Origin of the sequence: Terrihabitans soli (assembly GCF_014191545.1) — a bacterium.
GTDB lineage: Bacteria > Pseudomonadota > Alphaproteobacteria > Rhizobiales > Methylopilaceae > Flaviflagellibacter > Flaviflagellibacter soli.
The window spans coordinates 1768243-1789218 of the sequence record NZ_AP023361.1; the positions used below are offsets into that span (position 1 = coordinate 1768243).

Here is a 20976-nt window from a genome sequence, read left to right on the forward strand (position 1 = left end):
TCTGCGGGGATTGTTGGGCGCCAAGGCCGAAGGTCAAGACCGGCTTTCGTTCGGATTTTAACGAACAGCCATGCGATTTCCGGAGGACGATTTCGGCCCGGCCAGCACGCCGCCCGAAACCGGCGTAGGTACGCCCGTGGTCGAGGGATAGGTATTGGGCAGACCCTTGAGGCTGCGCACGGCAAGATATGCGAAAGCCTGCGCTTCCAGGGCATCGATGGACCAGCCCATATCCTCGGCGGTCGATACCGGTACGGCAATGCGCTCGCGTAATGCCGCAAGAATGGCAAGATTGCGCGCGCCACCGCCGGCGACGACCCAGCGTTTGGGCGCTTCCTTCATATGCTGCACCGACAGCGCGATCGTCGCCGCGGTAAAATCGACAAGTGTTGAGGCCGCATCTTCGGTCGACAGATGCGCGACGGCCGTCAGCGCCTTTTCATGAAAGTGAAAACGGTCGAGGCTTTTCGGCGGCTTTTTGGCAAAGAAATCCGAGGTCAGAAGCGCATAGAGAACGGATTTATCGGTCGTGCCGCGGCGCGCGATTTCGCCGTCCTTGTCGAATTCCTGGCCGTTGCGCGCGCGCATGAGATCGTCGAGCAGCGCATTTCCGGGACCGGTGTCGAAGGCATTCAAGTCTCCTCCCGGCCCGACCCAGGTAACATTGGCAACGCCGCCGATATTGAGGATCGCCGCGGGCTCCGGCAGTTTGCCGGCTCCCGCAAGCGCGCGGTGAAAGACGGGCACGACCGGCGCGCCCTGTCCGCCCGCTTCGATATCCGCAGCACGGATGTCGTGGACGACCGCGATGCCGAGCCGCTCGGCAAGCCACGGCCCGTCGCCGAGCTGCACGGTGAGCTTGATCGCCGGCTTATGAATGACGGTCTGGCCGTGGAAGCCGACGACATCGACATGGCTCGGGCGCACACCCGCCATTTTCAGGAGATTCTCGACCGTCTCGGCATGGCTTTGATTGATCAGCGTCTCGGCCTCGCCGAGAATACCCGTCCGGTCAGAGCGCTCGGTGATCTCAGTGCCGGCCGCGAGAGCCGCCCGCAAAAGGCCCCGCTCGGCCTCCGAATAGGGCCGGTAAAGGCTCGGGCCGAAAGCCTCAATGGCCTCCCCGTCGGTCTCGATCAGGGCGGCGTCCACCCCGTCGAGCGAGGTCCCGCTCATCAACCCGATAGCCCTCAATGTCGCCTCCTAATCACCTCTCCCCGCCTGCGGGGAGAGGTCGGAATCGCTCGAAGAGCGATCCGGGTGAGGGGCGAGTTCGCCGACAGTTTTCTGCAGCGCCTCGAAAACCCCTTCGATGTTCGTCAGAACATCGTTGTTCCAGAACCTGACTACACGATATCCGCTCGATTCCAGAAACGCGTCTCGGACGCGGTCCCGCGCGCTAGACATGTGCTGGCTGCCATCGATCTCGACGACGAGCCGTAGCTCGCGGCAGGCAAAGTCCGCAAAGTATGGCCCGATCGGCTCCTGCCGAACGAATTTCAGACCGAAAAATCCTCGATTGCGCGCCCGGCTCCAGAACTTCCGCTCGGCATCCGTCATCGATCCGCGCAAAGCCCGGGATCGCGCCGTTTTATTGAGATCGGCCTCTCGCAAGGAAGCTCCCCCTCACCCCACCCCTCTCCCCGCCCGCGGGGAGAGGGAGGGTTACCGCCCTGGTCTTAGCCGGGCGTGAAATCTCCGTCCGAACCTGTTACAGGGGGCCCCTTCCTCACGCCAGCACCCATACCTGATGACCAACTATCGCTCCCCCTTCCTGAAGCTCCTCGCGGAGCGCGGCTATATCAATCAGATCTCGGACCCCGAGGGGCTGGACAAGCTCGCCCTGGAAGGCCCGGTCACGGCCTATATTGGCTTCGACGCCACGGGCCCGAGCCTGCATGTCGGCCATATGATGGGGATCATGATGCTGCGCCGGCTGCAGCAGGCGGGGCACAAGCCCATCGTTCTGATGGGCGGCGGCACGACAAAGGTCGGCGATCCGTCCGGCAAGGACGAAGCGCGCCAACTGCTGACCGACGAGATCATCGGCAACAACATCGCGTCCATCAAACGCGTGTTTGAAAACTTCCTGACCTTCGGCAGCGGCCCGACCGACGCCGTGATGGTCAACAATGCCGAGTGGCTGGACGAGCTGAAATATATCCCGCTGCTGCGCGATGTCGGCCGCCATTTCTCGGTCAACCGCATGCTGACCTTCGACTCGGTGAAACTGCGTCTCGAGCGCGATCAGCCGCTGTCGTTCCTCGAATTCAATTACATGATCCTGCAGGCCTATGATTTCGCCGAGCTTGCGAAGACGCGCGGCGTCCGCTTGCAGATGGGCGGCTCGGATCAATGGGGCAACATCGTCAACGGCATCGATCTCGGCCGCAGGCTCCACGGCGCCGGACTGTACGGACTGACCTGCCCGCTGCTGACGACCGCCTCCGGCGCAAAGATGGGCAAGACCGCTCAGGGCGCCGTGTGGCTGAACGAGGACATGCTGTCCGGCTACGATTTCTGGCAGTACTGGCGGAACGTCGAAGACGACGACGTCGCAAAATTCCTGCGCCTTTTCACCGATATTCCGCTCAACGAAATCGATCAGCTGATCGCCGGCAACATCAACGACGCAAAAAAGCGGCTTGCGACCGAGATCACCTCACTCGTGCGCGGCAAGGCTGCGGCCGAACAGGCGGCGGAAACGGCGCGCAAGACCTTCGAGGAAGGTGCGCTGTCCGAGAACCTTCCGAGCGTCGAGATCGCCTCGTCCGAGCTCGAGGCCGGGATCGGCGTGCTCACGGCCTTTGTCACTGCGGGTCTCGTCGATTCAAACGGCGATGCCCGGCGTCAGATCAAAGGCGGCGGCCTCAAGGTCAACGATCAGACCGTCACCGACGACAAGGCGGTTCTGAAAACATCCGACCTGAAGGAGGGCACGATCAAGCTGTCGCTCGGCAAGAAGCGTCACATCCTCCTGAAACCGAAAGCCTGATTACCCGTCAGCGATTTTTCTGCTGCTGCGGCGACTGAGGCTGCGCGGAACCTGTCGTGCCCGGGTTCTGATTGCGGAACTCGAAAATCTTGCGCAGGAAGCCCGGCGCAACGGCGGAGAGCGGATTGACGCGCATTTGCGGGTTCGACCATGCGCCGTCGATCGCGAAGGTGATGCCGACAAGGCCACCGCTCGAGCCGCCGCCGAGCAGCGCGCCGAAGACCGGCACTTTGCCGAAGAGGTTGTTCAGCGCATAGGCCGGAACGAATGTGCCGCTGAGGCCGACTTTGTCCTGCACATAATTGATCTCGCCGCCCATCGTCGCGCCGAGCTCATTTCCATAGACCTCGAAATCGTCGACGAAAATGCGCCCGCCGCCCATACGGAATTTCGACTCCATGCGGGTAAAGGTCTGCGTCTGGCCCTGCGCGCGCTGATCGGGCCTGCTGCTGGTGCTATTGTTGTTGCCGTTGCTGTTGCTGGCGACCATGGTCAGCTTTTCATCGCCGACGACCTGGAAGTTCTGAACGCGGACCTTGCCGCTGCTCGTCTCGCCGGGCGTCACGTCGAGCGTCAGTACGCCGCCTTTCATGCGCTTATACAGATTGATGAAACGCAGGACCGCACCGGCATCGCCGGCGCGTATACTGATCACACGCTGCGCATCATCGCCCGCCGAGCGCGCTTCGATGACGCCATTGCCGATCTGGCCGGCGATGTAGATGCTGCGCGTCGTGTTGCTGCGGCGGCTCATCTTGAAATCGGCGCCGGACATGGTTTCACCATTGCCGCCGATGACGGTGCCGAGCTTGGCCTCGACATCGATATCGAGTCCCCGCTTTTCCGGTGCGCCGGTCGTCACGTCCTTGATGATCGGCTGCGCGTTGAACGAGCCGCCCTGCATCACGATCTTGTAGGCATTGCCGTTTTTCGACACGTCGAGCTTGGTATCGTCGCCCGGGCTCACCGCAAAGCGCGAGAACTGCGCAGCCGCCAAACCGCCCGTCTTGGCGAGATCGACCGCGCCTTTGATATCGATGCCGCTACCTTGCGCCACGAAGTTCTCGAGCCGCCAGCTATCGTCATGCGGCTGGATGGTGAAGCTGACCTGCCCCGGCGCACCGGCCGCCTTGGCAAGGCCGACCGGCCCTTCGACGGCCGCCGACGTAAGATCGGCGCGCATGCGGGAATTGGCCAGAACGCCCGGCGCGGTCTGTACAAGTTCGGCCGAGATGGGACCTGCGATACGCAGCGCCTCATTGTCGAAATCCTTCATTTTCGAAGGATCGAGCGAGAAGCGGACGATCGTATCGGCGAGCTTGTTGTCGGGCGTGCGGTTCAGAATGGCTTCGACTGCAATCGGCGCACCGGACAGACGCAGCTCGCCGCGCAGATTGGCGGTCGACGGATCGATAGTCAGGGTGAAATTGCCGTTGTCGATATCGCGCTTGCCGACGGCCTTTTGCATCGACCAGCCGGAAAGGCCTGCATTGATGCGCAGGACAAGCTTCGACAAATCGGCATTCTTGCCATAGGGGCCGTTAAGGCCAAGCGCGATCTGCACCGTGCCGTTGCCGCGCATCAGAGGCGCGACACCCGGCGCCATACGCGCAAGGCGCGGCGAGGACATCAGCGCGCCGACAGAGGCCACCGGACCTTCGATCACGGTCGATAACTCCCCGGCAAAGGGATTGGGCCGATGATCCTTCGTCGCGAAGCGCGTTCCGGCAATCGACAGCGGATCGGCGCCGGGAAGCTCGACGCGCCCGCCATTGACGATGGTTTCCATCGTCTGGTCGACGATGCGTACAGTTCCATGCGCATCGATGGCGGGCGGCGTATCGTCGAGATATTCGATGGTGGCGCCGGAGAAGTTCATATCGAGCGCCACTTTGCGCGGCAGCATCTTCCCGCCGAGCGGCCCGCGCATGGCGATGGTTATATTCTCCACCATGCCGCCCCGCACATTCTCGCCGATCCATTTGCGGGTGCCGGGCGCGACAAGGCCGGGCCAGACGCGGACGATGGCGGCAATCGGAGAGCGTGAGCCGGCCAGCGCCAAATCGGCGATCGGCTTTTCGCCCGAAAAATCGAGCTGGGCATAGCCCGCAACCGACAGCGAGCGTCCCTGAACGGCCATCTTGTCCAAAGCCAGCGTTTTCGTCGAACGTTTCACCAGGCCGGAAACCTCAATGCGGTCGAAGCGCAGCGCATGCGTTGCGGGATCGGCGCCCGGCATGGTGCGCTCATCGCCCGCCAGCGCAAATTCCCATTCATCGAAATTCGCGTCGGGGCGCGCATAGCCGCCAAGCTTGAAACGCGAACTGCCGGGCGCAATTTCAATTTCGGTGATCTTGAGGCGGTTTTCGCGCGCGCTCCATGAAAGCTGCACCTGCGTGCGCTCGATATCCATACGCCCGTCGGTATTCTCAAGATCGACGGCGCTGAATCCGACCACATCGACCCGGGCTTCCGCGGCGGGCACCATGCCCTTGCCGTCGAGCTTGGCGTAGACGTGGCCGAAGAGCCGCCCGTCAAAATCGATCAGCTGATTTTTGCGCGCGAGCTCATAGGCGATGCGGCTGATCGAGAGATTGTCGAAACCGAGATCGAAATTGCGCTCGCCGCCGGCCTCGCCCGACAAAGTGGCGCTGACGGCCCAACGTTCGCGCACCGCCGCAGATGAGGCGCTTGCCGTCAGCGCGCCGTTCTTGCCGCGCTGGATGCGCACATCGACGCCTTCGACGCGCTCGACGCGGCCACGGCGCTGATCGTCGATAGTGATGTTGCCGCTGAGAATTTCCGCAAGTTCGAAATTGGCGAGCGGACCGTCTTTCTTGAGCAGCGCATCGGCCGCCGCAAGGAAGCCGAACACTTCGGCGGGCGCGGCCTGCGGCACATCGGAGGCCGGCAGGCTGAAAAGCGGCGGGCCGCCTTCGGTGCCGGCAAGCGCCACCTGGCCGGAGGTTTCGATGCGCACGGTGAGCTGCGGCTGCGTCAGGCGAATGCGGCGGAGCGTGACCTGCTGCGTGACGAGAAGATTGCCGTCGAGCGCGATCGCCGCGCTCGGCACGCCGAGCACAAGCATGCCGCCAGGATCGGAGATTTCGAAACCGTCGAATTTCAGATCGAGGCCATTGGCCGTCACATCGACGCGGCTGCCGCCGATATTGACCTGATAGCCGGGACCGAGCTGCGCCTCGATGGCGCGTGCAATGCGCGGCGTCACCATCATCGAGGTGAAAGGCGACAGAAGAAGCGCAAACAGACCGATGGCGGCGAGCAACAGACCGGCAAAAGTATAGATGCCGGCGCGCTGCAGACCTGAGCGGCGCCGGAACCAGGCACGCACGCCGCCACCGCCCGCGCCTTTCGGACGCGGATGGCGAACGCGACTAGCGCGCCCTAGAATGCGGCGCTCTCCCCCCTGCTCGGGCATGGCCTCCCCGGTCTCTTCCCAAACGTCCCGCGCTGCGCGCTTTGCCGGTGCGCAGCTGACGGAAACGGTTCACTCATCCCCCCACAGTCCCTAGGAATAAGACGAAAGGACGGCATGTGACAAAGCTCCAAACAGGGTTGCCCGCACCCGATTTCGACCTGCCGACGGATGGCGGCGGGAGGCTGCGCCTGAAGGACCTGAAAGGGCGGAAAACCGTCCTGTATTTCTACCCGAAGGACGACACGCCGACCTGCACACAGGAAGCCATTGCCTTTAACGGCCTGCGCAAGAGCTTTCAGGCGGCCGATACTGAACTCATCGGCTTCTCCGCCGATTCGCCCAAGAAGCATGATCGGTTCAAGGCCAAACATGGCCTCGATTTCCCCCTTGTCTCGGACGAGGATCGGGCGGTCCTTGAGGCCTATGGCCTGTGGGTCGAGAAACAGCTCTACGGCCGCAAATATATGGGGATCGAGCGGACCACCCTGCTGATCGACCGGGAGGGGAAAATTGCCCGGATCTGGCCAAAGGTCTCTGTAAAAGGGCATGCCGAAGAGGTGCTGGAAGCGGCAAAGGCCCTTTAGTCACGGGACGTTAACCATGAACGGGCATCAAGGGCGGCATGGAGCCCCTATCGCCCGTGCGGCGCAGTCCGGTGCCGCCTGCCCCTCACCCCGGTGAACGGCCGCGGCGGTTTGCCGTCGTCCGGCGGCGCATGCAGCCGCTCCGCATCGAGCTCAATCCCATTCTCGCGGCGCTTCTTGGTCTTTCGGGCCTTGCCCTTCTCGGCTGGTCGGGGGCGACGACGAGCTATGCCCTGTTCCGGGACGAGTTCCTGATGCAGCTCGTCTCGCGCCACACGACCACCGAGCGCGCCTCGCGTTCCGAGATCGCGCGCCTGCGCGACGATTATGAGCGGGTCAACAGCCAGCTTCTGGTCGAGCGCGAGACTTTCGCCTCGGAGCTCGGCACGCTCGCCGAACGTCAGGCCGAGGTCGAAAAGCGCCAGAGCGTGCTGTCGCGGTTCGGCGCACCGACCGAAGGCGAAGACCTCGACGGAGGCTTGCGCCTGCGCACCGAGCCTTTGCAGGAATCGCGCGCGACGCCGGCGCGCGGCAGCGTCGCCGAACTCAACGCACGCTACGACGCCATCGAAACCGATCAGCGACACAAGATCGCCGTCATGCAGACACGCCTCGAGCAGAAGCGGACGGCGCTCACCGATGTCTATGCCTCGCTCGGCCTGCAGCCCCAGGCCCCGGTGAAAGCCGGCATGGGCGGACTTTATCTGCCCTTCGGCCTCGGCGGCTCGTCGCAGGGCGATGCCGACCAACTGACCGAGACCGCGCGCGAAACCGATCTCCTGCGCCAGGGCTTAAGCCGCGTGCCCGTCGGCAAGCCGCTGCCCGAGCTGCGCACGGTATCGGGCTTCGGCAACCGCACCGATCCGTTCGTCGGCGGCCTTGCCTTCCATAGCGGCGTCGATCTTGAAGCGGCTCCCGGCGCACCGGCCCGCGCCACGGCGTCGGGCACCGTCACCTCCGCCGAGTGGAATGGCGGCTATGGCCTGATGGTCGAAGTGAAGCACGATCACGGCTATTCGACGCGCTATGCGCATCTGTCGCGCATCGCCGTCAAAACCGGCGACGAGATCGAGGCCGGAGATGTTGTCGGATTTGTCGGCTCGACCGGCCGCTCGACCGGCCCGCACCTGCATTATGAAACGCGGCGCGACGACACGGCGCTCAATCCCGTGCGTTTCCTGAAAGCCGCCAGCGCGATCGCCGATTAATCGACGTCGTCGACGCTGTCCGGCCCGCCGCCATAAACGCGCTGGGCGAGAGCCGCTTCCATATAAGGATCGAGCGCGCCATCCAGCACCGCATCCGGATCGGACGAGGTGACGCCGGTCCTGAGATCCTTGACCATCTGATAGGGCTGCAGAACGTAAGAGCGGATCTGATGGCCCCAGCCGATATCGGTTTTCGCCGCCTGCTCGGCCATCGCCTTCTCTTCGCGCCGCTTCAATTCGGCCTCGTAGAGTTTCGCTTTCAGCATGTTCCAGGCGGTGGCGCGGTTTTTGTGCTGTGAGCGGTCGCCTTCGGACACGACGGCAATGCCGGTCGGAATATGCGTCAGGCGCACGGCGGATTCGGTTTTGTTGACGTGCTGGCCGCCGGCGCCGCCGGATCGCATCGTATCGACGCGCACCTGGCTCTCGTCGATCTCGATCGTGATGCGGTCGTCAACGACGGGATAGACGTCGATAGAGGCAAAGCTGGTCTGCCGGCGCGCATTGGAATCGAACGGCGAAATGCGGACAAGGCGATGCACGCCGCTTTCGGTCTTCAGCCAGCCATAGGCGTTTTTGCCCTTGATGATCAGCGTCGCGCCCTTGATGCCCGCGCCCTCGCCTTCCTGGCGTCCGACGAGTTCGACCTTGAAGCCGCGCCGGTCGGCCCATCTTGTGTACATACGCAGCAGCATCTCCGCCCAGTCCTGGCTCTCGGTGCCGCCGGCACCGGAATGGACTTCGAGATATGTATCCATGCCGTCGGCTTCGCCGGACAGAAGGGTTTCGATCTGCTGTTTGGCGGCTTCCGCGGCGAGCCCCTTGATGGCCGCCTCCGCTTCGCCGATGACGCCCTGATCGTTCTCGGCTTCGCCGAGTTCGATCAGCTCGATATTGTCGGACAATTCCTGTTCGAGCCGCTTGATGTTCTCGATGCGGGTCTCGAGATCGGTGCGCTCGCGCATCAGCTTCTGCGCGCGGTCGGCATCGTCCCACAGGGTCGGATCTTCGGAGAGCGCGTTCAGCTCGCGCAGGCGGTTATTGGCGGTATCCCAGTCAAAGATGCCTCCTCAGCAGCCCGACAGACTGCTTAAGCTCTTCTACAAGGGCGGTAATTTCGGCGCGCATGAATCGCTCGGGGTTCTCAAAAGTCGCGGGAACCTAGGGAGTTCCGCGCGCCCTGTAAACCTCTGCGATAGGCGGCTCTTAGCCGGCGATGGTGCCGGGCACGGCCGGCGTGTGGGCGACAGGCCCGGTCGATACCGGGAGTTTGTAGAACATCGCAGACGCGTCACGCGAATGCGATGAAGAACGCGGAGCAGACTCGGACGCGGCCAGTCCCCCGACAGCCGCCGGCTGCTCCGCACGCGCCTGCCCGCCAAGCGTCGTAAGGACACCGGCGAGCAGGGCGAGGATGAACAGGTTACGCATTACTTTTTTTCACCTGTTCAGTATTCAATAAGTCGATTGCATGCCGGCGCGGCCGACATGCACGGTTTCGCCGCGGGCGCGCTCGAAGCCGATTTCGAAATTGTAGGCGGGGGAGATGTCGCCCGTCCCATTGAGGGCTTGGACAAAGGCGGTGCCGTTTCCCGGGACCGCAAGGAACGTGCTGAGCGCCAGCGCGCTGCGAAGCTTGAACGGCATTGTCAGGTCCCCCCGAACCCACAAATCCTATTTTTCCGGGAAATCCCCCCGTTCCACGGAAAATCAGAACCAACACCGCATCTGTCGTTACTTATCCACAGGTTTTGACTTGTGGTCAAATTGACAACGCAGAAATATCCGGAAAATGCCGATATGTGGGATTGCCGACACACCCAATTTAAGTTGTTGAGATAACTGACGATATCGGAATACGAGAGGTTACTTGGAGCAACGCCAGGATTTGGGCTGACACGCCACACCCGGGGTGGAGCATTGAGCGGCGCCCGCTTCGCTCCGCCGGCAGATCTCGCACTCATTGGTGAAAGCCTGACAGGCCGGATCGGCCTTCATCAGCGCATCGAGGCTACCCTCTGCAGGCGGGGGCGCGGAGGCCGGAGCCTCTTTGGGCGCGGCCGCCGGCGGCAAAGGAGAAATTCCAGGTTCGTCCGCACAGACAGGCACCGCCGCGATCAGCGCCGCGAGGAGCGTCCATACGGCGAGCCGCCTCAATAGAGGCCGCCGGTGCCGGTGCGGACGCCGGGCGGAGCGCCGGGCTGCTGAACATTGTAGCCCTGCCCGCCGTAATCGCCGCCATAGCCGATGATCGAATAGCTGTCGGGCGGCGCGGTACCCGGCTTGAAGGCTTCGAGAATGACCTTCTGGTCGCCGGGCGCAGCGCGCATGCCCGTCGCCGGATTGATGCGCACGAGCTTGATGCCCGGCGGCACGCGGAACGGAACCGGAGATTTGTCGGCGAGAGCTTCTTTGAGGAAATCGCCGACGATGGGCGCGGCAAGCTCGCCGCCCGTCGTGCCGCGTCCCATAGCGCGCGGCTTGTCGTAACCGACATAAACGCCGACCGCGAGATCGGGCGAGAAGCCGACAAACCAGGCGTCCTTGTAATCGTTTGTCGTGCCGGTCTTGCCGGCGATCGGCTTTCCGACCTGGCGCAGAACCGTCGCCGTGCCGCGCAGGACGACGCCTTCCATCATCGAGGTGATCTGATAGGCGGTCAGCGGATCGAGCACCTGCTCGCGATGATCGACGAGCGTCGGCGGCTGCTGGCCGCGCCAGTCTGTTGCGCGGCATCCCTGGCATTCGCGCTCATCGTGCTTGTAGACCGTGCGTCCATACCGGTCCTGCACGCGGTCGATCAGCGAGGGCGTAACCTTCTTGCCGCCATTGGCGAACATCGAATAGCCGGCCACCATTTTCAGCAGCGTCGTTTCGCCGGCGCCGAGCGCCATCGACAGGAAAGGCGGCAGATCATCATTGACGCCGAAGCGGCGCGCATATTCGGAGATGATGGGCATGCCCATGTCCTGGGCGAGGCGCACCGTCATGACGTTACGCGATTTTTCGATACCGAAGCGCAACGTCTGCGGGCCGTAGAATTCGCCCGAATAGTTTTCCGGACGCCAGACATCGAGGCCCGCACCCTGCGCAACTTCGATGGGCGCATCGAGCACGACGGAGGACGGCGTATAGCCGTTGTCGAGCGCGGCGGCGTAGATGAATGGCTTGAAGCTCGAACCCGGCTGACGCAGCGCCTGTGTCGCGCGGTTGAATTCGGACTGGTCGTAGGAAAAGCCGCCGACCAGCGCGAGCACGCGGCCGGTATAGGGATCCATGACGCAGATCGCGCCGGAAATTTCCGGCGGCTGATGCAGCCGGTATTCGCCGGGCTTTTCCTTGCCGTCTTTGTCCTTCAGCGGATCGACATAAACGACATCGCCGGCAGCCAGGATGCCTTTGCGGCCGTCTGTGGGTTTCTCGGCGCCGCTTGCCCAACGCTGCGCCCATTTCATGCCGTCGGCCGGGATTGTGCCGGTGACGCGCTCGGCCAGAATGGCGCCTGCGCCATCGCGTCCGGGCTGCAGACCGATCTGCACATTATTGCCGTCGACCGACAGCACTACCGCGAGCGTCCAGGCGATGTCGTGCATCGCCGGAACATCGGCAAGTGCCTTGCCCCAATCCGCACCCACTTCGATCGTCTTGACGGCGCCGCGCCAGCCGCGCGCCTCGTCGAACTTCACAAAACCGTTCGACAGCGCCTTCTTGGCCATTTCCTGCAGCTTCGGATCGAGCGCGGTGCGCACCGAAAGCCCGCCATCGTAAAGGCCGTTGCCGCCATACTTCTCATAAAGAACGCGGCGCACTTCTTCGGCGTAATATTGCGCGGTGTAGACATGCGCCTGCGAGGCGCGCGCGGTGACGCCGAGCGGCTTCGCCTTCGCCGTGGCGCCGTCCTCGGCCGAAACCCAACCGTTGTCGACCATGCGGTCGATCACCCAGTTGCGGCGACCGATGGCTTCCTGCGTCTTGCGGAACGGATGGTAATTGTTCGGGCCCTTCGGCAAAGCCGCCAGATAGGCGGCCTCCTCGATCGTCAGCTCGTGTACGGACTTGTCGAAATAGTTGAGCGAGGCGGCGGCGATGCCGTAATTGCCGAGACCGAGATAGATCTCGTTCAGATAGAGCTCGAGAATTTTCTCTTTCGAAAACGTCTGCTCGATGCGCACCGCGAGCAAGGCTTCCTTGATCTTGCGGTCCATCGACGCTTCGTTCGTCAGAAGGAAGTTCTTCGCCACCTGCTGGGTGATGGTCGAGGCGCCCTGTGCACGGACGCCGCGTCCGTAATTTTCGAGATTGGTGAGGACGGCGCGCGCGATGCCGGTGACGTCGATGCCGCCATGATTGAAGAAGTTCTTGTCTTCGGCCGCCATGAACGCCTGGATGACCTGAGCGGGCACGGCCTGGATCGGCAGGAACAGGCGCCGCTCATTGGCATATTCGGCGATGAGGCTGCCATCGACCGCGTGCAAACGCGTCATGATCGGCGGCTCGTATTTTTCGAGCGTCGCGTGATCGGGCAGATCCTGCGCCAGTTTCCAGATGAAGATTGTGACGCCGGCCGCACCCACGAGGCCGAGGATCGCGGCCGTGGCGAACAGGAAACCGAAGAAACGCAGAAGCAGGCGCATGAACGCGATATGTCCCCGAAAGATCGTTCCGCGAAAGCCCGCGCACGGCCCTGCGATGAAGATGTCGGCTTGGAAGCCTTTTGTGGATTTTGTGGGGCGTGCGCAGCCCTTTAATTGACCGAGGAGCCGCCCCCTCCCCCAGCGGTGGAAGGATGGCCGAAGAAGCCGTCGATCGCCTGCGCCAGGGCGGCGGCGGCTTTGTCGCGCCAGTCCTGGGACTGCATGAGATTGAGGTCTTCCTTATTGGTCATATAGCCGAGTTCGAGCAGCACCGAGGGCACGTCCGGCGCCTTGAGCACGAGGAAGCCGGCAGAACGCTGGGGATTCTTGTTCAAGCGCATGGCCTTGCGTGCGGAACCGACGAGGTTGTTGGCCAAACGCACGGAGAAGACTTTCGTTTCGCGCCGCGCGAGATCGATGAGGATATCCGCAACCTCGTCCGGTTCTTCGGTCAGATTGACCCCGGCAATGATGTCGGCGCGATTTTCCTTTTCGGCGAGGCGAGCCGCCTCGGCGTCGGAGGCGGTTTCGGAGAGCGTATAGACCGTCGCCCCCCGGACGCCGAAGGGATCGGCCAGGCTGTCGGCGTGAATGGAGAGAAAGAGCCGCGCGCCGTTTTCGCGGGCGATTTTCACCCGGTCGGCGAGCGCAATGAAGCTGTCGTCCTCGCGCGTCATGACCACGCGATAACGGCCGGCCTCATTGAGCTTTGCGGCCAGCGTATGGGCAAAGCCGAGAACGACGTTCTTTTCTTCCTCGCCGCCCGCGCCCTTGGCGCCGGTATCGATGCCGCCATGACCGGGATCGATCACGACGACGGGCCTTTTGTCGGTTTCGTCCGCAACGACTTTGGGCGCCGGCGGCAGTTCGGCCGGCGCCTTCTCCTGCATGTCCTGCAGGAAGGCGCTGCGGCTCGTGACCGCCAGATCGATCACGAGCTTGGCCGGCTGTCCCCCAACAGCCTCGCTGAAGCTGTGGCCGGCTTTTACCGGCTCCTTGGTGTCGATGACGATGCGCGAGCGGCGCGGCGCGATCAGCCCGTAGCGATAGGCCGAAACGAGGCCCTTTTCCTCATGCGCGAGCGGCGCCGTGCCGAAGACGACATCCGGCAAATCGATGATGACCCGGTAGGGGTCGGCCAGAGTGAAGATATGGGGCCGCGCCGGGCCTGTGAGATCGACGGTCAGAGTGGTGCGTGCCCGATCGCCCCCGAGCTTTGTGCCCGTAGCCCTGACCAATAGGTCAGCCTTTTGCGCCGCTGCCGGGGCGGCGGCGAGAATCAGGACGGCCAGGGCCGCTATCCTCATCATTTGGCTCAAAGGCGCCTCACCCCGCGCGAAATTACTAAAGCCATTAGCCAAAACCGCGTGATCCGGGGATTCACAATGTCATCAACCCTGTGGAGGACAAGGGTTTCTACCTCACGGCGTCTCAACCGGGTCACACAACCGCTTGTCAAAGACCAGGTTTTCTATATGAAGGAAAGCGGCTTGCGCGTGCATGGCCTATGGCCTTGCCCATGCGTGATCGCGGTCCTGTCGCCCTGCCCTCTGCGCTTTGGCGAGGATCGTTCCGGATTGAGCCTTTCCAGAGGCGCCCGTCCAGTCCTGCCGGATCCCCCGGGCTGGTGCGAGCGGCAAGGCCATCCCAGCGCCCGGCGAAATGCACCGGCAAGCCTATCGATACCCCTGCTCCCGAGCGGGCAGACAGATTGGAGTCGAAGGCGGAGATGGCGAGCGGTCAGGCAAACCCCGACGCATGCGCACCCCGCCTCACGGCCATGATTTCGCACATCCTATTCACTCAACATAGCGCCCGAGGCGCCGGCCCCATGCCGCGCGGAGACCATAGCTCCGCCGCGTTGCGCCGCGCCGGGCGCAGAATCAAAGGTTTCACATGGCGAACAAGATGCTCATCGACGCCGCCCATCCGGAGGAGACCCGGGTCGTGGTGGCGCGCAGCGGCAATCGGATCGAGGAATTCGATTTCGAAAGCGCAAACCGCAAACAGCTTCGCGGCAATATCTATCTAGCGAAAGTCACGCGCGTCGAGCCGTCGCTTCAGGCGGCCTTCGTCGAATATGGCGGCAACCGCCACGGCTTCCTCGCGTTCAGCGAAATTCATCCGGACTATTATCAGATCCCGGTCGCCGACCGGCAGGCTCTGCTTGCCGAAGAAGAGCGCGAGTCGCGCGAGGACGACGAGGCTGAAGAAGAAAAGCGCGAGGGCCGCGGCCGACGCCGCCGCCGCGGACGCGGCAGCAAGGCCAAGGACGCTCCGAAGGGCGAGACGGTCAGCGAAGAGCTGAACGCCGAAGACTCCGAAGGCGCTGAAGGCACGGAGGATACCGAGGCCGAGGACGCCGAGGAGCTCGAAGCCGCCGCTGCCGAAGAAGCAGAGGAAGCCGAGCGCGAAGCGGCCGAAGCCGAACAGGAAGCTCAGGAAGAAGCCGCGGCCGACGCCGCCGCCTCGGCCGGGACATCCGAAACCAGTTCGGAAACGGCTCCCGGCGATGTCGTCGAAGTGCGCGACGAGGCGAAAGACGAGATCGAATCCGTCGGCGCCGAAACGAATGTCGAAGAAGAGATGCCGCAGCGTCGCGAACCGCGCCGCATGCGTCATTACAAGATCCAGGAAGTCATCAAGCGCCGCCAGGTCCTGCTCGTTCAGGCGGTCAAGGAAGAACGCGGCACCAAGGGCGCGGCACTGACGACCTATCTGTCGTTGGCCGGACGCTATTCGGTTCTGATGCCGAACACCGCGCGCGGTGGCGGCATTTCGCGCAAGGTCACCAATGCGGCCGACCGCAAGAAGATGAAGGAAATCGCCGAGGATCTCGAAGTGCCGGAAGGCATGGGCGTGATCCTGCGCACCGCAGGCGCCAACCGCACAAAAGCGGAAGTGAAGCGCGATTTCGAATATCTGCTGCGTCTGTGGGAGACGGTGCGCGAGAACACGCTGCAGTCCACCGCCCCTGCCCTCGTCCATGAGGAAGGCTCGCTGGTCAAGCGCGCGATCCGCGATCTCTACAACAAGGATATCGACGAAGTTCTCGTCTCCGGCGAAGGCGCCTTCAAGGAGGCCAAGGACTTCATGCGCATGCTCATCCCGAGCCATGCCAAGAACGTCAAACTCTACCGCGACCAGATCCCGATCTTCACGCGCTTCGGCATCGATGCGCAGCTCGACGCGATGTTCTCGAACGTCGTCACGCTGAAATCGGGCGGCTATATCGTCATCAACCAGACGGAAGCGCTGGTTGCCGTCGACGTGAACTCGGGCCGCTCGACGCGCGAGCACAATATCGAAGACACCGCGCTCCGGACCAATCTGGAAGCGGCGGAAGAAGTCTCCCGCCAGCTCCGCCTGCGCGACCTTGCCGGCCTCATCGTCGTCGACTTCATCGACATGGAAGAGAACCGCAACAACCGCGCCGTCGAAAAGCGGCTCAAGGATTGTTTGAAGCACGACCGCGCCCGCATCCAGGTGGGACGCATCTCGCATTTCGGCCTTCTCGAAATGTCGCGCCAGCGCATCCGCACCGGCGTTCTCGAAAGCTCCTCGGATGTCTGCCCGGTCTGCGCGGGCTCCGGCCGCGTGCGTTCGGTGCCGTCGGTTGCGCTGCACGTGCTGCGTATCATCGAAGAGAATTTGCTGCGCAATTCGGGCTTCAACATCAATGTGCGCACGACCAATGCGGTCGCGCTCTACATTCTGAACCAGAAGCGCGGTCATCTGCGCGATATCGAAACGCGCTTCGGCGTCGAGATCACCTTCATCTCCGATGAGCATCTGGCGGTCGGCGAACATTGCGTCATTCAGCGCGGCGAGCCGTCGACGGGAACGCCGATCGCACCGCAACTGACGCCGGTGCCGGTCGATGAAATCGACGATGCCGAAATCGAAGACGACGATGCCGAGGACGGCGAGGAAAACGCCGAAGGCGGCGAAGTCCGTGCGGAGCGCGCCGAGCGCGGTGAGCGTGCCGGACGCGAGCGTTCCGAAGGCGACGACAGCGAAGGCGGACGCCGCCGCCGGCGCCGCAGGCGCCGCGGCCGCGGACGCGGCGGCGAAGGCCGTGAGGATCGGGAAGACCGGCCGATGCAGACGGCCGAGACCGGCGATGTCGAAGGCGGCGTGATCGAAGCGGACGAAGACTCCGCCTCGGCCGCCATCATGACCGACAAGCCGCAGAGAAGCGGAACCGCTGAAGGCGATAGCGAAGCTGAAGGCCGCCGCCCGCGCCGGCGCGGACGCCGCGGCGGACGCAACCGCAACCGCAACGGCGCGCCGAAGGACGGCGATGTCGAATTCGCGCAGAGCGAAGGCGATATTCCGGATACGGCGGATGACGAGGATGACGAGGACGAAGCGCCTGCCGCTGAGGCCAAGCCGGCTGAAGCAAAGCCCGCTGCGGCGAAGGCGGCTCCGGCTCCCGCGCCCGTCGCCGCAATAGGCGAAGACGATGCGGAAGACGCTCCGGCCAAACCACGCCGCCGCGTCGAATCCACGCCGCCGCCCGAACAGCCGAAGCGCGCCGGCTGGTGGAACCGGCTGAAGGGCTAAGCGCCCGAACGAGAAAAGATCAAAATGGCTCCGGCATCACCGGAGCCATTTTTTCATCCGCTGCGCCGCTTCCGCGATCTCGGCTTCCGCCCCGGCAAACGAAAAGCGTAAATACCGGTGACCGCGCGCCCGGTCGAAATCATTGCCCGGCGTTGCCGCAACGCCTGCCTCTTCAAGCAGAGCTTTGGCGAACGCGACGCTGTCATTGGTGAAGCGGGCAACATCCGCATAAAGATAAAACGCGCCGTCCGCCGGCAGAAAACTGTCCATGCCGGATTTGGGCAGAACATCGAGCAGAAGCGCGCGGTTGCGCGCATAGATCGCGCGGATGTCCTCCAGCTCCTCTTTCGCATCGAGCGCAGCTTCCGCGGCGATCTGCGACAGCAGCGGCGCGGAAATGAAGAGGTTCTGCGCCAGGCGCTCGAAGGTGCGCTCCATACCGTCCGGCACGACAAGCCAGCCGATGCGCCAGCCGGTCATGCACCAGTATTTCGAAAAGCTGTTGACGATCACGGCATTGTCATCGAAGCGCAGCGCTGTCTCCGCCGCCGCCCCATAAGTGAGCCCGTGATAGATTTCGTCGGAGATCAGGCGGATGCCGAGCCGCGCACAGGTCTCTGCAATCTCGGCCAGCGCCTCGGGCGCGATCACCGTGCCGGAGGGATTGGCCGGGCTCATCACCAAAACACCCGCAAGCTTCGCCTTGGCATGCGCCGCCTCGATCGCCGCGGCATCGAGTGCCCAGCGCGTGTCCGGTCCCGTTTCGATCTCGACGGTCTCCAGCCCGAACGCCGTGAGCATGGTTTTGTAGGGCGGATAGCCGGGCGCCGAGATTGCAACGCGCTCTCCCGGATTGAACAGCGCCAGAAACGCCAGAAGAAACCCTGCCGAAGAGCCGATGGTCACCGCGATCCGTTCCGGCGCGATGTCGAGCCCGTAGGCATCGCGGTAATGGCGGGCGATCCGGTTTCGAAGGGACGGACGGCCCAGTGCCTCGGTATAACCGATCAGCCCGCCCTTCAGTGCCTGTGCCGCCGCCTCCCGCGCCGCTTTGGGCGCCGGGAAGCTCGGCTCGCCGATCTCCATATGAATGACCGAGCGCCCCTCGCCTTCGAGGCGGCGGGCCGCCGACAGGACATCCATGGCGATGAACGGCTCGACTTCCGCCCGGGCGGCGTATAGGAGGCGTCTGGCGCGGTCTTCCCTGTCAGTCACGCTGCCCGCGCCCCTTTTGCGCCACCATTATCGTGCATCGCCGCGCTATGCCGCTCTCCGATCCCAAGCGCAAGTCCGCCCGGGCCGCCCTCCGCCGCACGATCGCGCTTTTCGGCGCCCTGACGATTGCCGCAAGCGCCGTCCCGGCGCCGGCTTTGGCGCAGGCCAAGGATCGTCTTGCGCCGGTTCGCGACACCGAGATCGAAGAGCTGATGCGCGATTATACGGTGCCGCTGCTGAAGGCGGCGGGGGTCAATCCCGGCGCGGTCGATATCGTCCTTATCAATGACATGTCGTTCAACGCTTTCGTGTCGAACGGCCAGCGCATTTTCATCAATCTCGGCGCCATCGTCGAATCCAAGGTGCCGAACCAGCTGATCGGCGTGCTGGCCCATGAAACGGGCCATATCGCCGGCGGGCATCTGTCCAATCTGCGCCAGCGCATCGACCAGGCGCAGACGCGCGCCGTCATTGCGATGCTCGCCGGCATCGCTGCCGTCGCCGGCGGGGTCGCGGCCGGCGCCAGCGGCAACGCCATGAGCGGCGCCGCGACGGCCGCCGCAACCATGCCCGGAAGCGTCGTGCAGCGCGACATGCTGGCCTATATCCGCGCCCAGGAGCAGGCCGCCGATCAGGCCGGCGTGTCTTACCTCGCAAAAACCGGGCAGTCCGCGCAGGGCATGCTCGACACGTTCAAGGGCTTTGCCGACAAGAGCATGTTCTCGGCCCGCTTCGTCGATCCCTATGCGGTGACGCATCCGATGCCCGTCGAACGCATTGCGCTGCTCGAACGCATCGCCAAGGAAAGTCCCTACCTCGCCGTGAAGGATCCGCCGGCCCTTCTGCAACGCCATCAGATGGTGCAGGCGAAAATCTACGCCTTCGTCAAAGATGCAGGCTTCATCGCGCGTAAATACCCCGCAAGCGACACCTCGCTTCCGGCGCGTTATGCCCGCGCCGTCTCGGCCTACCGTTTCGGCAATATCGAGGACTCGCAGCGCCAGATCGATGCCCTGATCGCCACCGATCCGTCGAACCCTTATTTCTACGAGCTCAAAGGCCAGGCGCTGCTCGAAACCGGGCATCCCAAACAGGCGATTGCGCCGCTGCGGCAGGCCGCATCGATGAAGCCGCGCGCCGGCCTCATCCGCATGATGCTCGGCGAAGCGATGGTTGCCTCGGGCGATAACAGCCTGCTCGATGCGGCGATGACCGAGCTCCGGCAGGCGACCGCCTATGAGAAGGAAGCGGCCAAGGCCTATCGCTTTCTGGCCGTCGGCTATGGCCGCAAGGGCCAGAACGCCGAAGCCGATCTCGCATCCGCGCAATCCTACTTTTATGCGGGCGACACGAAGACGGCCAAATCGCTCGCCGCGCGCGCCAAGAGTCAGCTCGCCTCCGGTTCGCCGAGCTGGTTGCGTGCTGACGACATCGTCAACTACCGTAGCCCGAAACTGAAATAAGCGCTGTTTAAGACCGGCGCTGCCGAAAGGATTGATCTCTTGACCCCTCTGCGCATCCTCGCGATTGCGGTTGCCGCTTTAGCCGGCATCGGAATTTTCGTTCTGCCCCGCTACCTCGTCGCCGACACGGCAGCGGGCGCAGGCTCTCCCGACCGGGCGTCAACCGAGCGGATCGTCCGCGACTATCTCCTCGCCAATCCGCAGATCCTGCGCGAAGTCGCCGAAAAATTGCGCGAGCAGGACGAGAAGAAGGCCGATGAAGCGCGCGCCGATGTGTTCCGCAAAGGCGCGTCCGACATCTATGACTCTCCGCATCAGGTCGTGCTCGGCAATCCGAACGGCGATGTCACTTTGGTCGAATTCTTCGATTACAATTGCGGCTACTGCAAACAGGCGCTCGCCGATACCGAAGAATTGCTGAAGGCCGATCCGAAGCTGCGCCTCGTGCTCAAGGAATTCCCGGTTCTCGGGCAGGATTCCGTCGATGCGGCGCGCGTTGCCGTCGCGCTCTATTCGCAGGCGCCCGACAAATATCTCGAATTCCACCGCCGTCTCCTATCGGCGGAGTCCGCTTCCGCGGAAGTCGCTCTCGGCATCGCCAAGGATGTCGGCGTCGACACCGCCAAGCTGTCGGCCGCTTTGGCCGATCCCAAGATCGAACAGAACCTCGTTGCCGTTCAGAGGCTGGCCAAATCGCTCGGCATTAACGGCACGCCGACCTATGTCATCGCCGACAGGGTCCTGCCCGGGGTCGGAGGCGCCGATACCCTGAAAGACCTCATCGCCAATGTCCGCAAATGCGGCGAAGTGGGCTGTTCGTAACCTTGACCCCAAGGGATAGGGGGTGGTCCCGGCCACCCCCTTCCCCTCAC

The 20976-nt window shown here is 63.5% G+C and carries 15 protein-coding genes; 6 read left to right on the forward strand and 9 right to left on the reverse strand.

What is annotated here, in order from left to right; translation table 11 throughout:
- Nucleotides 1-57: 57 nt before the first annotated feature.
- Both IZ6_RS09135 and IZ6_RS09140 read right to left on the reverse strand, forming a co-directional pair.
- Nucleotides 58-1176: an anhydro-N-acetylmuramic acid kinase gene (locus IZ6_RS09135; RefSeq protein WP_420825543.1), complete on the reverse strand. Its 1119-nt coding sequence runs from the start codon at nt 1174-1176 to the stop codon at nt 58-60.
- Nucleotides 1177-1203: 27 nt separating this feature from the next.
- Nucleotides 1204-1614 (reverse strand): endonuclease domain-containing protein, encoded by a 411-nt coding sequence (locus IZ6_RS09140; protein ID WP_222874761.1) that lies wholly within the window; start codon nt 1612-1614, stop codon nt 1204-1206.
- A 136-nt stretch (nt 1615-1750) separates the two neighbouring features.
- Between IZ6_RS09140 and tyrS the strand changes: the two genes are divergently transcribed.
- A complete protein-coding gene (tyrS, locus tag IZ6_RS09145) occupies nt 1751-2995 on the forward strand; it encodes a tyrosine--tRNA ligase (RefSeq protein ID WP_222874762.1) in 1245 nt (414 codons plus the stop codon).
- 7 nt (nt 2996-3002) lie between these two features.
- On the opposite strand, the gene IZ6_RS09150 is transcribed toward tyrS, so the two are convergent.
- Nucleotides 3003-6434 carry a DUF3971 domain-containing protein gene (locus IZ6_RS09150; RefSeq protein WP_222874763.1) on the reverse strand — a complete coding sequence of 1144 codons (3432 nt, stop codon included), beginning with the start codon at nt 6432-6434 and terminating at the stop codon, nt 3003-3005.
- Between the two features lie 116 nt (nt 6435-6550).
- Between IZ6_RS09150 and IZ6_RS09155 the strand changes: the two genes are divergently transcribed.
- Nucleotides 6551-7018: a peroxiredoxin gene (locus tag IZ6_RS09155; protein WP_222874764.1), complete on the forward strand. Its 468-nt coding sequence runs from the start codon at nt 6551-6553 to the stop codon at nt 7016-7018.
- A 131-nt stretch (nt 7019-7149) separates the two neighbouring features.
- On the forward strand, nt 7150-8226 hold the full coding sequence (locus tag IZ6_RS09160; RefSeq protein ID WP_222874765.1) for a M23 family metallopeptidase: 1077 nt from the start codon (nt 7150-7152) through the stop codon (nt 8224-8226).
- Here IZ6_RS09160 and prfB read toward each other — a convergent pair.
- From prfB to IZ6_RS09185, 5 genes are all read right to left on the reverse strand, one after another.
- A protein-coding gene (prfB, locus tag IZ6_RS09165; protein ID WP_222874766.1) for a peptide chain release factor 2 occupies nt 8223-9354 on the reverse strand; the annotation gives its coding sequence in 2 pieces (ribosomal slippage) (nt 8223-9284 and nt 9286-9354; 1131 coding nt in all). The genes IZ6_RS09160 and prfB overlap by 4 nt on opposite strands.
- Nucleotides 9355-9432: 78 nt before the next feature.
- Nucleotides 9433-9657, reverse strand: a complete 225-nt coding sequence (locus IZ6_RS09170) for a hypothetical protein (protein ID WP_222874767.1) — start codon at nt 9655-9657, stop codon at nt 9433-9435.
- A gap of 24 nt (nt 9658-9681) precedes the next feature.
- Nucleotides 9682-9873, reverse strand: a complete 192-nt coding sequence (locus IZ6_RS09175; RefSeq protein WP_222874768.1) for a hypothetical protein — start codon at nt 9871-9873, stop codon at nt 9682-9684.
- A 506-nt stretch (nt 9874-10379) separates the two neighbouring features.
- Nucleotides 10380-12860: a penicillin-binding protein 1A gene (locus IZ6_RS09180; RefSeq protein WP_222874769.1), complete on the reverse strand. Its 2481-nt coding sequence runs from the start codon at nt 12858-12860 to the stop codon at nt 10380-10382.
- Between the two features lie 110 nt (nt 12861-12970).
- Entirely contained in the window at nt 12971-14170 is a 1200-nt protein-coding gene (locus IZ6_RS09185) for an N-acetylmuramoyl-L-alanine amidase (protein WP_222874770.1), read from the reverse strand.
- 586 nt (nt 14171-14756) lie between these two features.
- Between IZ6_RS09185 and IZ6_RS09190 the strand changes: the two genes are divergently transcribed.
- The gene (locus IZ6_RS09190; protein WP_222874771.1) at nt 14757-17426 is read left to right on the forward strand and encodes an Rne/Rng family ribonuclease; all 2670 of its coding nucleotides are present in this window, start codon (nt 14757-14759) and stop codon (nt 17424-17426) included.
- Between the two features lie 36 nt (nt 17427-17462).
- Here IZ6_RS09190 and IZ6_RS09195 read toward each other — a convergent pair whose 3' ends face one another.
- On the reverse strand, nt 17463-18569 hold the full coding sequence (locus tag IZ6_RS09195; RefSeq protein WP_222877594.1) for a pyridoxal phosphate-dependent aminotransferase: 1107 nt from the start codon (nt 18567-18569) through the stop codon (nt 17463-17465).
- 104 nt (nt 18570-18673) lie between these two features.
- On the opposite strand from IZ6_RS09195, the gene IZ6_RS09200 reads away from it, so the two are divergent.
- Both IZ6_RS09200 and IZ6_RS09205 read left to right on the forward strand, forming a co-directional pair.
- A complete protein-coding gene (locus IZ6_RS09200) occupies nt 18674-20104 on the forward strand; it encodes a M48 family metalloprotease (RefSeq protein ID WP_225873878.1) in 1431 nt (476 codons plus the stop codon).
- Between the two features lie 39 nt (nt 20105-20143).
- On the forward strand, nt 20144-20926 hold the full coding sequence (locus IZ6_RS09205) for a DsbA family protein (RefSeq protein WP_222874772.1): 783 nt from the start codon (nt 20144-20146) through the stop codon (nt 20924-20926).
- Nucleotides 20927-20976: the final 50 nt, after the last annotated feature.

Bases quoted from the DNA above. Each gene is read 5' to 3' on its own strand.
- IZ6_RS09170 (WP_222874767.1), bottom strand. From the start codon at position 9,657: ATGCGTAACCTGTTCATCCTCGCCCTGCTCGCCGGTGTCCTTACGACG.
- IZ6_RS09160 (WP_222874765.1), top strand. From the start codon at position 7,150: ATGCAGCCGCTCCGCATCGAGCTCAATCCCATTCTCGCGGCGCTTCTT.
- IZ6_RS09150 (WP_222874763.1), bottom strand. From the start codon at position 6,434: ATGCCCGAGCAGGGGGGAGAGCGCCGCATTCTAGGGCGCGCTAGTCGC.
- tyrS (WP_222874762.1), top strand. From the start codon at position 1,751: ATGACCAACTATCGCTCCCCCTTCCTGAAGCTCCTCGCGGAGCGCGGC.
- IZ6_RS09195 (WP_222877594.1), bottom strand. From the start codon at position 18,569: ATGGATGTCCTGTCGGCGGCCCGCCGCCTCGAAGGCGAGGGGCGCTCG.
- IZ6_RS09180 (WP_222874769.1), bottom strand. From the start codon at position 12,860: ATGCGCCTGCTTCTGCGTTTCTTCGGTTTCCTGTTCGCCACGGCCGCG.
- IZ6_RS09135 (WP_420825543.1), bottom strand. From the start codon at position 1,176: ATGAGCGGGACCTCGCTCGACGGGGTGGACGCCGCCCTGATCGAGACC.
- IZ6_RS09175 (WP_222874768.1), bottom strand. From the start codon at position 9,873: ATGCCGTTCAAGCTTCGCAGCGCGCTGGCGCTCAGCACGTTCCTTGCG.
- IZ6_RS09190 (WP_222874771.1), top strand. From the start codon at position 14,757: ATGGCGAACAAGATGCTCATCGACGCCGCCCATCCGGAGGAGACCCGG.
- IZ6_RS09185 (WP_222874770.1), bottom strand. From the start codon at position 14,170: ATGATGAGGATAGCGGCCCTGGCCGTCCTGATTCTCGCCGCCGCCCCG.